General features: G+C 48.1%; 13 protein-coding genes. 7 read left to right on the top strand and 6 right to left on the bottom strand.

Annotation, left to right across the window (positions count from 1 at the left end):
- Positions 1 to 158: 158 nt before the first annotated feature.
- Both cysM and AAHN97_RS16765 read right to left on the bottom strand, forming a co-directional pair.
- Positions 159 to 1,043: a cysteine synthase CysM gene (gene cysM, locus AAHN97_RS16770; protein WP_343303209.1), complete on the bottom strand. Its 885-nt coding sequence runs from the start codon at positions 1,041 to 1,043 to the stop codon at positions 159 to 161.
- A gap of 2 nt (positions 1,044 to 1,045) precedes the next feature.
- A complete protein-coding gene (locus AAHN97_RS16765; RefSeq protein ID WP_343303208.1) occupies positions 1,046 to 1,846 on the bottom strand; it encodes a serine O-acetyltransferase in 801 nt (266 codons plus the stop codon).
- A gap of 222 nt (positions 1,847 to 2,068) precedes the next feature.
- Here AAHN97_RS16765 and AAHN97_RS16760 point away from each other — a divergent pair, with 222 nt between their 5' ends.
- The 3 genes from AAHN97_RS16760 to AAHN97_RS16750 are packed head-to-tail and all read left to right on the top strand — an operon-like array spanning position 2,069 to position 4,096.
- Positions 2,069 to 3,253, top strand: a complete 1,185-nt coding sequence (locus tag AAHN97_RS16760) for a sigma-54-dependent transcriptional regulator (RefSeq protein ID WP_343303207.1) — start codon at positions 2,069 to 2,071, stop codon at positions 3,251 to 3,253.
- 14 nt (positions 3,254 to 3,267) lie between these two features.
- On the top strand, positions 3,268 to 3,447 hold the full coding sequence (locus AAHN97_RS16755) for a helix-turn-helix domain-containing protein (protein ID WP_343308276.1): 180 nt from the start codon (positions 3,268 to 3,270) through the stop codon (positions 3,445 to 3,447).
- Entirely contained in the window at positions 3,440 to 4,096 is a 657-nt protein-coding gene (locus AAHN97_RS16750) for an alpha/beta hydrolase (RefSeq protein WP_343303206.1), read from the top strand. Before AAHN97_RS16755 ends, AAHN97_RS16750 begins: the two co-directional genes overlap by 8 nt.
- Here AAHN97_RS16750 and AAHN97_RS16745 read toward each other — a convergent pair.
- Entirely contained in the window at positions 4,091 to 4,984 is an 894-nt protein-coding gene (locus AAHN97_RS16745; RefSeq protein WP_343303205.1) for a MerR family transcriptional regulator, read from the bottom strand. The two genes, AAHN97_RS16750 and AAHN97_RS16745, sit on opposite strands and share 6 nt — an antisense overlap.
- Positions 4,985 to 5,151: 167 nt before the next feature.
- On the opposite strand from AAHN97_RS16745, the gene lepB reads away from it, so the two are divergent.
- The 3 genes from lepB (at position 5,152) to AAHN97_RS16730 (ending at position 7,990) form a co-directional block, all read left to right on the top strand.
- On the top strand, positions 5,152 to 6,327 hold the full coding sequence (gene lepB / locus AAHN97_RS16740; RefSeq protein WP_343303204.1) for a signal peptidase I: 1,176 nt from the start codon (positions 5,152 to 5,154) through the stop codon (positions 6,325 to 6,327).
- A 108-nt stretch (positions 6,328 to 6,435) separates the two neighbouring features.
- Positions 6,436 to 6,933: a cytidine deaminase gene (locus AAHN97_RS16735; RefSeq protein WP_343303203.1), complete on the top strand. Its 498-nt coding sequence runs from the start codon at positions 6,436 to 6,438 to the stop codon at positions 6,931 to 6,933.
- Positions 6,934 to 6,979: 46 nt separating this feature from the next.
- Positions 6,980 to 7,990, top strand: a complete 1,011-nt coding sequence (locus AAHN97_RS16730) for a tetratricopeptide repeat protein (protein WP_343303202.1) — start codon at positions 6,980 to 6,982, stop codon at positions 7,988 to 7,990.
- 3 nt (positions 7,991 to 7,993) lie between these two features.
- Here the strand turns inward: AAHN97_RS16730 and AAHN97_RS16725 are convergent, their stop codons facing one another.
- Positions 7,994 to 9,925, bottom strand: a complete 1,932-nt coding sequence (locus AAHN97_RS16725) for an arginine--tRNA ligase (protein WP_343303201.1) — start codon at positions 9,923 to 9,925, stop codon at positions 7,994 to 7,996.
- 107 nt (positions 9,926 to 10,032) lie between these two features.
- Between AAHN97_RS16725 and AAHN97_RS16720 the strand changes: the two genes are divergently transcribed.
- The gene (locus AAHN97_RS16720; RefSeq protein ID WP_343303200.1) at positions 10,033 to 10,692 is read left to right on the top strand and encodes an HAD family hydrolase; all 660 of its coding nucleotides are present in this window, start codon (positions 10,033 to 10,035) and stop codon (positions 10,690 to 10,692) included.
- Between the two features lie 33 nt (positions 10,693 to 10,725).
- Here the strand turns inward: AAHN97_RS16720 and AAHN97_RS16715 are convergent, their stop codons facing one another.
- Positions 10,726 to 11,310: a porin family protein gene (locus tag AAHN97_RS16715; RefSeq protein WP_343303199.1), complete on the bottom strand. Its 585-nt coding sequence runs from the start codon at positions 11,308 to 11,310 to the stop codon at positions 10,726 to 10,728.
- Between the two features lie 108 nt (positions 11,311 to 11,418).
- Positions 11,419 to 12,783, bottom strand: a complete 1,365-nt coding sequence (locus AAHN97_RS16710) for an OmpA family protein (RefSeq protein WP_343303198.1) — start codon at positions 12,781 to 12,783, stop codon at positions 11,419 to 11,421.
- Between the last annotated feature and the right edge of the window lie 137 nt (positions 12,784 to 12,920).

The following is a 12,920-nucleotide window of genomic DNA, read 5'->3' as shown; positions in this document are numbered from 1 at the left end:
GATAAGCCGTATCTATAAGGGACGGCTTATCTACGGCTTATATACGGGTTATATACGGCTTATATACGGCTTATCCTATCTCAATCCAGCCATGGGCGCACAAAAAAGGCCGCCCGAAGGCAGCCTTTACTATATAAAGAAGTTAAATGGTTCTTAACTCAGCCAAACAGGTCAGAACTCAGGTACCGGTCGCCCCGGTCGCAGATGATGCACACGATCATCCCGCTTTCCAGCTCCCTGGATAACCTTACCGCCGCTGCAACAGCCCCTCCGCTGCTCATGCCGCAGAAGATGGCTTCTTCCCGGGCCAGCCGGTTGGTCATGATCCGGGCTTCTTCTTCCGCAATATCCATCGTTCTGTCCACCCGCTGCCTTTCGAAGATCTTAGGCAGGTATTCTTCCGGCCATTTGCGGATGCCGGGTATTTTAGAGCCTTCCGTAGGCTGACAGCCTACGATCTGCACTTTGTCATTCTTTTCCTTTAAGAACCTGCTCACGCCCATGATGGTGCCTGTTGTGCCCATCGCGGAAACGAAGTGGGTAACCCCGCCATCTGTATCCCGCCAGATCTCCGGGCCGGTAGTGCGGTAGTGCATGCCGTAATTGTCAGGGTTGGCAAACTGGTTCAGCATATGGTAACCGCCTTTGGCCAGCTGTGCATGCGCGTAGTCGATCGCGCCCTCCATACTTTGCTCTTTGGGGGTGAGTATCACTTTGGCGCCGAAGGCTTCCATGGATAATACCCTTTCCCGGGTAGCATCTTCCGGCATCACCAGTTCAATGGGTACTGAAAACAGGCTGGCTATCATAGCCAGGGCTATGCCTGTGTTACCGCTGGTAGCTTCTATCAGTGTAGTGCCGGGCTTTATCTCTCCACGGTCCAGCGCGCCTTTGATCATGCCATATGCGGCCCTGTCTTTCACACTGCCGCCAGGGTTATTACCTTCTAATTTGGCATAGATCGTTACATTCGGGTTTTCGGGAATTCGTTGCAAGGCCACCATCGGGGTGTTACCTACTAAATCCAATACTGATCTCGTCATGGTTAAACTACTTTAATACTGCCGTCTGCTTTATAATAGATCCGGGAGTGAGGCTCTGTTGATTTGATCAGCCATACGTTCCCGCCAATAATGCTATGATGCCCTATAATGGTATCTCCGCCCAGGATGGTAGCCCCTGCATAGATCACTACATGGTCTTCTATGGTAGGGTGGCGTTTGTTCTGAGCCATGGTTTTATCAATACTCAGCGCACCGAGGGTAACGCCCTGGTAGATCTTTACATGCTGGCCGATCACGGTGGTTTCACCGATCACCACACCACTGCCATGGTCTATGCAGAAGTAAGGCGCTATCACGGCAGCCGGGTGTATATCAATGCCGGTTTTGGCATGTGCAAATTCTGTGATCACCCTTGGTAATAAAGGTACGTCCAGGCTATGCAGGCCATGTGCCACGCGGTAAGCGGCAATGGCATAGAAACCCGGGTAGGCACGTATCACTTCGTAGAGACAGGTGGCAGCAGGGTCTCCCTGGAGGATGGCTTCCGCATCCTTTGTGAGATCGCTGTAAATGCCCGGTACCAGTTCCATGAACTGCCGGCTGGTGGTGGCCGCATCCTGTGGCAGGCGGGAACCCATGTTCTGCAACAGGTCCCTTAGCTGTGCCTCCAACTGAAGCGCGTATTGTTCCAGTTGTGCATCGTCCATCACCCTCCCTGTATGTTCAGGGAATAACCAGTTCACCAGGTCCCTGCAAAAAGCCCACACCTGTTCGGATGAGGGATATGCGTTTGCTGCAGCGGCCTGGTGGCGCTTTTTGAGTTGCTCCAATAATTGCTTCATAATGCTGAATAGTTACCTGCTACGTTCTGTCATAACGTGCCTTCTGGGGATAAAATTACACAAATTTGGTAGACTTCTGCGCCTTAAAGTCAATGCAGGCATGTAATTATTTATTTTGCTGCGGTTGAATGTGAGTATTTTGTTGTATCATTCTGAAAGATGAAGCTGGCTTTCATCTTTTTCTTATTTTTGGCGCTGACTGTTTAAAATATTAGACAACCTATGGCCAACATATTGATTATAGACGACGAGAAAAGTATCCGTAAAACGCTCTCCGAAATCCTGTCCTACGAAGGATATAAGATCGAAGAAGCTGCCGATGGGGCTGAAGGTTTCAAAATGTACAAGGAGAAAGCATATGATGCCGTGTTGTGCGACATCAAAATGCCGAAGATGGATGGCCTCGAATTTCTCGAAAAAGCAAAAGAGATCAACCCGGATGTTCCCATTATCATGGTATCCGGGCACGGTAATATAGATACTGCGGTGGAAGCCGTAAAAAAAGGCGCGTACGATTACATCTCCAAACCGCCGGACCTGAACCGCCTGCTGATCACGCTGCGGAATGCACTGGATAAAACCACCCTGGTGGCAGAAACCAAAACGCTGCGCAAAAAGGTGAACAAAACACCTGAAATGATCGGAGAGTCCAGCCCCATCGTTAAAATTAAAGACACCATTCATAAAGTAGCACCAACAGATGCCCGTGTACTGGTTACCGGGGAGAATGGGGCAGGAAAGGAGCTGGTAGCCCGCTGGATCCATGAGTACAGCAACCGCGCCAGTGGCCCGATGGTGGAAGTGAACTGCGCTGCTATTCCCAGCGAACTGATAGAAAGCGAATTATTCGGCCATGAAAAAGGTTCTTTTACCTCTGCCATCAAACAACGCATCGGCAAGTTTGAGCAGGCCAGCGGTGGTACCCTTTTCCTGGACGAGATCGGCGATATGAGCCTCAGCGCACAGGCTAAAGTACTGCGTGCGCTGCAGGAAGGTAAGATCACCCGCGTGGGCGGAGATAAAGAGATCAGTGTGGATGTACGCGTGGTGGCCGCTACCAATAAAGACCTGCTGAAGGAAGTGGAAGACAAGAATTTCCGTCTTGACCTCTACCACCGCCTCAGCGTGATCCTCATTCATGTACCTGCGCTGAACGACAGGAGAGAAGATGTGCCTTTGCTGGTAGATCACTTCCTGGACATTGTTTGCGCAGAGTATGGGATAGCGCGTAAATCTGCAGACAAAGATGCCATGAAAGCTTTGCAACAGCATAACTGGACGGGCAATATCCGTGAGCTGCGGAACGTAGTGGAAAGGCTGGTGATCCTTTCAGGGAAAACCATTTCGGCGGATGATGTGGAGAATTATGTAATTCCCAATCACGAGAAAAAAAAAGCCACTACCTGAATGATGAGTTGCTAGTGTTAACCCGGCTGCATGCTTTCCGTGATGAAGTTGAAAAAATCTTTATAGTATTTATGCTGAACAAGAATGGCTGGAATGTGTCTAAAACTGCCCAGGAGCTTGATATTCAGCGTAGTCACCTATACAACAAGATGGAGCGGTACGATATTCGCAAATCCGCGGAAGACAATGAGTAACAAACACATTTACCTGATCAGCGGACTCGGGGCTGATGAAAGGGTGTTTCAAAACCTGGAATTTCCGGAAGGTTATGAAACACATTTTCTCCCCTGGATCAAACCACTGAGCCACGATGAGCCCATAGAAGAATATGCGGCCCGCATGGCCCGGCGTATCCTGCATCCCAACCCCGTAATGCTGGGGCTTTCCTTTGGTGGTATGATGAGCATAGAAATTGCCCGTCAGCAACCGGTGGAAAAGGTGATCTTATTATCCAGCATCAAACACAAACGGGAACTGCCCCCTTATTACAACAAGCTGGCAAAGCGGTTGTTGCGGACCCTGCCGGATAAACTCGTGTTCGGCCAGCGCCAGTTCATTGTACGGCTGTTTATGCAAACGAGCACAGAGCAGGAAAGGCAGTTACTGCATGATTACCTGTACAGTCAGAATAAAGATCACTTCTATATGCGCTGGGCACTGAACGCGGTGCTGAGCTGGCAGAATGAATGGGTGCCGCCCTCTCTCGTACATATTCACGGGAGTAACGACCGGCCTTTCCCGCGCAGATTTGTACAACCTACCCATACGATCATAAAAGGCGGACACTTTATGGTGATGAACCGCGCCAGGGAAATTAACAGGATCCTGGAAAGAGAATTATAAAACCACCTTACGCCGCACATACTGCAGCACTTCTTCCATAGACATTAAAAGCGTCACATTGTCCGGCAGGGGCGGTGTGATCCGTACAATCTGGGGGCCGGAGATGGTAACCGGGATGCCGGGGAAAAGCCTTCCCAGGTCCCGCACAAAGTTATCCAGCGCCTTTTGCGGGAAATTGGTGATGATATGCGTGTAGATATGATCTACCTGTTTGCGTTCTGTGTAAAAGGTAAGATCTTCTAAGGGTACGTTCGCTCCGAAATTGATCACGGCGCAGCCATGTTTCTTGAGCATGTATTGGGTGAAAAGAAGGGGTACTTCGTGAAATTCGCCTTCCGGGAGAAAGAGCAGGAACTTTTCATCCTCTTCTTTGGGCAGGTCCAGCCCGTCTATGGCTACCATCAGCTTTTTACGGATGATATTGGCAGCGAAGTGTTCCTGTGCAGGGATCACACAGTCCACCAGCCAGAGCAGGCCAATCCGTTCCATATAAGGGTAGATCACTTTCAGGATGGTCTGTTCAAAACCCATCCGGAGCAATACATTATGGAAGATCTTCTCAAATTTGGTCTGATCAAAATCGATCATGGCCTCCACTAACTGATTGATATACACCTGGTGCAGGTGTGTACCCTTCTGCCCGCCTTCTTCCAGCGACAATTGCTTGATCTGCTCATCCGTCATCATGGCGATCTTGGAGATCTTGTAACCGTGACGGTATAAGTACGCAATGCGCATGATATGTTTAAGATCACCGTTGTCATATACCCGGTGATTTGTATCTTTCCGTTTAGGCCGCATTACATTATAGCGCTGTTCCCATATTCTGATGGTGTGCGCTTTGATGCCGGTGAGGCTTTCCAGATCCTTTATGGTGAAACTGTTCAATGTTACGTGTATAGTAATTAAACAAAAATAGCTATAAACTGTTTGACCTGCGCGTTGATTTTACCGAACTATCGTGGGATTTTTTTATGAAAACTTTTGCGAAGGAAAACTAGCTTACAATTGGTAGAATATTATATTTGTTCTTTCAACTAACTAAACGATATCGAATGAACCTGGCATTTTGGAGAAAGAAGGATGGTCAGCCTAAGAAGAAAAAGTCCGCAGTACGCGAATGGCTGGATGCAGCTTTATTCGCCGTAATAGCGGCTACGCTGATCCGCACCTTCATTTTTGAAGCATATACCATACCTACGCCTTCAATGGAAAAAACCTTACTGGTGAATGATTTCCTGTTCGTCAGCAAAGTTAGTTACGGTCCCCGCATCCCTATGACACCATTAGCAGTACCCTTTACACATCATACCCTTCCCCTGACAAAATATACCAAAGCCTATTCGGAGGCAGTTTCCTGGAAGTACAGGCGCATGCCCGGTTTTGGTGATATCAAACGGAACGATGTAGTGGTATTCAACTTCCCTGAAGGAGATACCGTAGCCCTTGAGCATCAGGACGAAAGCTATTACGAGCTGGTTCGCCGGATGGGGAGGGACGAAGTGTGGAGGCAATTCCAGGTTACTTCCCGCCCCGTAGATAAACGCGAAAACTATATCAAACGTTGTGTAGGTATTGCAGGTGATTCCCTGGCCGTAAGAGACGGTATCGTGATCGTGAATGGCAGACCTGAAACACCGCCGCCGGCCAGCCAGCGTTTTTATCATGTTACCACTTCAGAGAATCAGACCCTGAACCCGATGCGCCTCGAAGAAATGGGGGTGGACAATACCCCGGAAATGAAAGTAGCGGGCAGGATGAGTTATAATCTTACGCCTTCAGAAGCCAAAGAGATCGGTGCTTTCCCCATCGTGAACAACAACATCCAGCCTTTCCTGGATAATACGGAAGATGGGGTTTGGCCGCAGGATACCGCGCATTTCAAATTCACCATCGATAACTTCGGTCCCATCTATATTCCTCAAAAAGGCGCTACCGTAACACTGGATAGCAGCAATATTGAGTTATACCGCCGCATTATTGCCGTATATGAGAACAATACCCTGGAAACCAAAGGTGGCCAGTTTGTTATCAATGGCAAAGCCACTAATATCTACACCTTTAAAATGAACTACTACTGGATGATGGGGGATAACCGTCATAAATCCCTGGATTCCCGCTATTGGGGATTTGTTCCGGAGGACCATGTGGTAGGGAAGGCCTGGCTCATCTGGATGAGCTACGGTAAAGGTGGCATCCGCTGGAGCCGCCTGTTCAGAACTATCCGGTAATTACGCTCAAAAGGTTCATAACCAACAGGGAGCAGCATCGTTGAATTTCGAAAAGCATTACCTTCGGAATCCGGCATTTGCTGCTCCCTGTTTAATTAAACCCAATGTATGGAACTGAGATCCCAACAGATCATATTTGAAGAACACACGGACATTTCTTCCTTATCCCCGGCTGATGCTGCTCTGCTCCGGGCGGCAAGGGAAGCCACCAAACACGCTTATGCACCCTATTCCCATTTCAGGGTCGGCGCCGTATTACAGCTGGCTAACGGCAAACAGGTAGTGGGTACCAACCAGGAGAATGCTTCCTACCCGGTAGGGATCTGTGCGGAAAGAACAGGGCTTTCGGCCGCTTCTTCCCAATACCCGGATGTGCCGGTACAAACCATTGCCGTGAGCTACCATAATGAGCAGGGAGACAGTTCCAGGCCCATCAGCCCCTGCGGTCTCTGCCGGCAGACCCTGGCGGAATACCAGCAGCGGTTCAGGGCTCCCATCCGGCTGATCCTCTCCGGCCTTACCGGGAAGGTGATCGTGATCGGGGATGCCCTCCAGTTACTGCCCCTTTCTTTTTCCTCAGATGACATGAAATATTTTTCGTTATAAATTAATCTTTATTTATATTTGTCAAAGCACGTAAAGTGCTTTTTATATGTTCCTATACCGTATCCTACACCTATGCACCTTTGTGCTGGCGATGTTTATTATTGTGCCGGCCTTTGCGGGATCACCATCCGGTGATAACCGTGCCAGGAAACTATATAAGGAGGGATTGCAGCTGAAGAAGGATGGCCGCCTGGATGAAGCGCAACAGCGTTTTATGGCTGCTATTGCTGCTGACGGGGCTTTTGCGGCAGCATATATAGAACTGGCCGGGATCTACCGCCTGCAGCAGCAGCCGGAACCGGCTAAACAACAATTACTCATTTTACTGGAAAAGTCTCCTGAACATCCGGCTGCGCTGGAAACGCTGGCGGGCATCTTTTACGAGCAAAAAGCGTATGAGGATGCACTGACCTATGCTTACCGCGCGCAACAACAGGGCTGCCGCAAAATGCACAGGATCATCGGGTTAAGTTATTCTTACCTCGATCATCCGGCAGAAGCCATCCCTGCGCTGGAAAATGCCTGTAAGGAAGAACCGCGGAAGGCAGAATTACTCTGCCAGGTTGCGCGGTTGTACGCCCAGCAGGAAGATTATAAACAAAGCATCCGTTATTACGAGTTATCACTGCAGGGAGACAGTACCTCGCCGGATGTATATTACGAACTGGGAATGATGAATTTCAATATGGAAAACTACAAAACCGCCACGGGGGCATTTGAGCAGGCAGCCAGGTTAGGGCGCCCCGTAGACGCAGATCTTTATTTAAACCTGGGTATGGCCCACCTTAAACAGGCCGCTTATGATGACGCCATACGTAACCTGCTCTCCGCTTTAGCAATAAGACCTAAAGATGTTCAGGTAATGACGAACCTCGCCAATGCCTATTACAAGAAACAGGAATTTAAGAACGCTATCACGCAATGGAATAACATTCTCCTGCAGCAGCCATTGAACGGCTTTGCCATGTTCATGCTCGGGAAATCGTATATCTGTTCCGGTGAGGTTGCCCGCGGGCAGGCTATCTGCGATCAGGCTTTAACCTTAGGGGAGCGGTGATCATTACATCCGCTCTGGTACCGAAATACCCATGAACTTCAAACTTTGTTTGATTGTGTTCGCCGTGAGGGTAGCCATCTGCAGACGCAGTTTCTTCTTATTCTCATTTTCTGCATCTCTCACAGAGTAAATGTATTTACCCTGCTCCTTTTTAGCATAAAAGGAATTGAAGGTCTGTGCCAGTAAAAATGCATAATTGGCAATCACAGCCGGGCTCATTTCCTTTTGTGCTTCCAGCAGGATGGTATCGAACTGCTCACATAACATGATCAGCTCTTTTTCCATGGGCAGTAATGAGTCGTTATGCGTATACGCTGTAAGGCCTTCCAGGTCTGCCGTGCTGAATTCACGCAGGATGGACTGGATACGCGCATAGCTGTATTGTATAAAGGGGCCGGTGAAACCGTGAAGGTCAATAGACTCTTCGGGATTGAACACCATTTTCTTTTTAGGATCTACTTTCAGCAGAAAGAATTTCATGGCGCCCAAACCAATGGTTTCGTACAACTCACGTAATTCTTCTTCAGAGAAACCTTTCGTTTTACCTAATTCTTCTGTTTGTGTGGCGGCAGTGTGCACCATTTCTTCAATCAGATCATCTGCATCCACTACGGTGCCTTCCCTGCTTTTCATACGGCCATGCGGTAATTCCACCATGCCGTAGGAGAGATGGTAAATACCATCTGCGCAAGGTTCCTGCAGTTTCTGTAAGATCAGTTTCAATACCTTGAAATGATAGTTCTGTTCATCTGCTACCACGTACAGGCTTTCTTCCATCTGGTAATCGTCATACTTCAAACGCGCAGTGCCCAGGTCCTGCGTCATGTATACAGATGTACCGTCTCCACGGAGCAATAATTTCTCATCCAGCCCGTCTGCCGTAAGATCTATCCATACGGAGTTATCTTCTTTACGGAACAGCACACCTTTCCGCAAACCTTCTTCCACCAGGTCTTTTCCCAGCAGGTAGGTATTGCTTTCGTAATACATTTTGTCGAAATCAATGCCAAGGCGCTGGTAGGTTTTATTAAAACCTTCGTACACCCATCCGTTCATGGTAGCCCAGAGTGCGCGTACCTCAGGGTTACCGGCTTCCCACTGCTGCAGCATGATCTTAGCCTGCTGCATGATCTCTGTTTTATTACGGCTCAGTTCTTTTATCTCATCCTGTACTTTAGCCAGCTTCTCTTTATCTGCCTGCACTTCCGGTTTGTGGGTGGCATTGTGCAGTTTTTCTATCTTATCCTTTTCCGCGCCTTCAAAATCTTTCAGGTTGCCTTCCAGTACGCGGGAGATGATCGGCTCTGCCTGATCACGCAGTATTTTTTCGAAATGTACATAGTAGTCACCTACCAGGTGATCTCCTTTAATGCCGGTGGTTTCAGGTGTATCACCATGTGCAAATAACTGCCATGCAAGCATGGATTTGCAGATGTGGATACCACGGTCATTCACCAGGTTGGCTTTGATCACTTCAAACCCATTCGCTTTATAAATTTCCGCTACGGAGTAACCCAGGAAATTATTGCGCAGGTGCCCCAGGTGTAAGGGTTTATTGGTGTTGGGAGAAGAATATTCCACCATCACTTTACGGCCATTGGCAGGCTTCTGGCCAACGGCTTTATTACTATGTGCGTTTTGCAGGTATTGTATCCAGTATTGATCCTGGATCTGGAGGTTGAGGAAACCTTTCACTACGTTAAAGCCCGCAAAAAGCGCAGGGTTATTGGCTAAAAGGTATTCGCCCAGTTGTTTGCCGGTTTCTTCCGGTTTCAGGCGGCTGAACTTTGTGAATGAAAATACGACAACAGTATATTCCCCTTCGAATTCTGGCTTGGTGGTGTTAACAGACACATCGTCAGCAGTGAAATTCTGCTGGTATAAGGCCTGAATGGCCGCTGCTGCGGCGTTTTTGATAGCAATAACTACACTCATTCTGAAAAATGTTAATGCAAATTTAGACAGCAAAGGTAGTTTTATTAAACCTAATTTAACAGCCTGCTCCCGGATGGCCGGGCAATTTTGCGTAACTTTGTGATACCATGCAAACACAGCCCTTTAGGAAGATGGCCATTTTTGATATGGACAATACCCTTCTGCACAAAAGCTTTATTTACACTGCAGCTGAGAAGCTTGGCTTTATGCCGGAGCTGCGGGCTATTATACAAGCGGGTTATTCAGATATCATACGCACACAAAAGATCGCACAATTGCTGAAAGGAAGAACGCAGGAAGAACTGATAGCTGTCGTACGATCGATCCCGTTAGTAGGAGATGCCGTAAGTGTGATAAAGGGATTGAAAGAAAAGGGATATGTATGCGGCATCATCAGTGATAGTTATACCTGCATCACCAATTACGTGAAAGAGCAGCTGGGCATGCATTTCTCCTGCGCCAATGTGCTGGAGTTTCATGATAATATTGCTACCGGCGTTGTGAGCATTCCCGCTAATTTTTTAAAGCTGCCGGATAATGACTGTAACCATGATTACTGCAAATGTAACATGATGCAGCATGTACGTGGTCAGTATGACATTGAGATGCAGAACATCCTCGCTATCGGAGACGGTGTAAATGATATCTGTATGGTGCGCAAAGCGGGTATAGGCATTGCTTTTAATACAGAGCATGACAGGTTGAAGGAAGTGGCAGATCACATTTTTGAAGAACGTGCTTTTATGCCATTGCTGGGATTGGCTTAGAACAGAACAGCAGCAATAAATGCTGCCGTTCAATTATCTTTTAAACTTCCCAAGGGTATAATATAACCCGAACTGTGCAACGGAATTCTTCTGGCTCTCATCGTGATCATACACATCCGTTAATCCGAAATTATACCTTGCACCGATACCTACACCGAAGTCAAAGTCGTAACCCAGTCCAAAGCCCAGCCCAAAGTCTACCCCTCTCGTGTGGTTTTGGATATCCACGGTAGTGTTACCGTGTTTGTTTTTGGCAGCTACCATAAAACCCAGCTGAGGGCCTGCTTCCAGGTAAAATTCAGGAATGAGATGATACTGTACCATCACAGGCAGGTTGATGTAATTCAGGCGCACCTTGTATTCTCCCAGGATAGGAACATTGTATTTGAGCCCCTGGCCGGAGTAGAATAATTCCGGCTGAACACTCCAGCTTTCGTTAAAAGTTACACGGGCAAAGCCGCCAAGGTAAATGGCAGCACGGGTCTTCTCATCGTTGAAGATGGTGTTGGTTACTTTGGCAACGTTAAGACCACCTTTTACACCAAGAGAGAGCTCCTGTGCGTTCGCCTGCTGGGTGAACAGGCCCCCGAATAATGCTAGAAAAGCAATTTTTTTCATAATATGTTATTTTAGCAGGGTGTCTTTTGGCAAATAGTATGCCGCAAAAAAGGGCGCCGATCTTACATCGGCGCCCTTGGTATGATGACATGTAAAACTGTCAGATTATCAATAGATAGTGAACTCTACGCGGCGATTCTGCTGGCGTCCTGCGGCTGTTTTATTGGTCGCAATCGGCTGTGTTTCACCGTATCCGGTAGCTTCTATCCGGCTTGGGTTAACGCCCTTGCCAACGAGGTAAGCTTTCACGGATTCTGCCCTGTTCTTGGATAAGATCATGTTGCTGGCGTCTTTACCTACATTATCTGTATGGCCTGCCAGTTTAAGGCTCAGGTTCTTACGTTTGATAAGGTCTGCCACTCTATCCAGTGAAGCAAAGGAACTTGGTTTGATATCGGCTTTACCGGTAGCAAATTCCAGGTTGGCAATAGCTTCCCTTACCAGGCGGCGGTCATCTTCCGTAATGATCACTTTTACTTCCGGTTTCAATGTGTCAGGTTTCGGCAGCGGGCAGCCGGAACCGTCTACTTTATCACCTGCAGCAGTGTTCGGGCATTTATCAAAGAGATCAGAAACACCGTCACCATCACTGTCTGCCTGCAGTTTAGCTACACTGGCAGCCAGTTTGGCGTTGTTTTCCTTTTCTGCATCCAGTTCCATCTTCAGTTGATTGCGGGAAGCTTCCAGCTGATCATACATCACTGCCGGGGCATTATGCCATTGCAGTTGTGGTTTGCTGCGATTGCCAAGGCTGAATTCCAGGCCGGCATAACCATAGGCGTATTTATCCTTGGAAGGCGCTTTGTTATAGCCGTCCAGGTTATCCCCGTCCAGGTAATGCATCGTATAGCCGAGATCGAGGTTCACACCTTCTGAGAGTTTGAACTTCAAACCGGCCCCAACAGGTACAAAAAACTCTTTGATAGCCCCGCTGGGTTTGTACTCCGTGGTAACACCGCCCGGGGTGGTCACTTCCGGGTTATAACCTGCCAAACCGCCACCTACAGACACATACAATGTTGCGGCACTCTGTTTGTGCAGCCAGTTAATAGTGGCCAGGTTGAAAACGGCGTTTAAACTACCGGACCATTTAAGAGATGTTTCGAACGATGCGTAAGGACTGTTTGGTGCCTGGCCATTGCCTAATTCACGGCTGTTGTCTGCCTTCAGCTTACCTGCTACAAAGTCCCCCCGGAGAGCGAGGAAGTGCAGCAATTGCCATTTAAGATAGGCGCCATAGCCGTAATTGACCTGCCATTTGGTGAAATCGTTGCTACCGCCGGTAGCAACAGAGGGTATCAATACACCGCCATTAATGCCTATGGAGAAAGTGCGGAAGTTCTTACTTCCGCCAAAAACGCCGCCGGAGGATGGTGTGACCTCCGCGGTTTCTGAGGTGGTTGACGGGGTCTGCGCCATGCTTGCGAGGGGTAAGACGGTCAACAAGTAAATGACCCATTTGATTTTTTTCATATGATTACGGTTAGTGATACCCATGGAAAACAAATTTTGCGCCACTGTGTTCTACCAAAAAGACATAGTTTTTATTGATATACAAGATCTGACCTGAAAAACTGACATAATTGCATAAAAGCTGGCTTGGCATAATC

Source organism: Chitinophaga niabensis, assembly GCF_039545795.1.
Classification (GTDB): Bacteria; Bacteroidota; Bacteroidia; order Chitinophagales; family Chitinophagaceae; genus Chitinophaga; species Chitinophaga niabensis_B.
The sequence above is the reverse complement of the archived record's forward strand: the minus strand, read 5'-3'. Positions and strand labels throughout refer to the sequence as shown.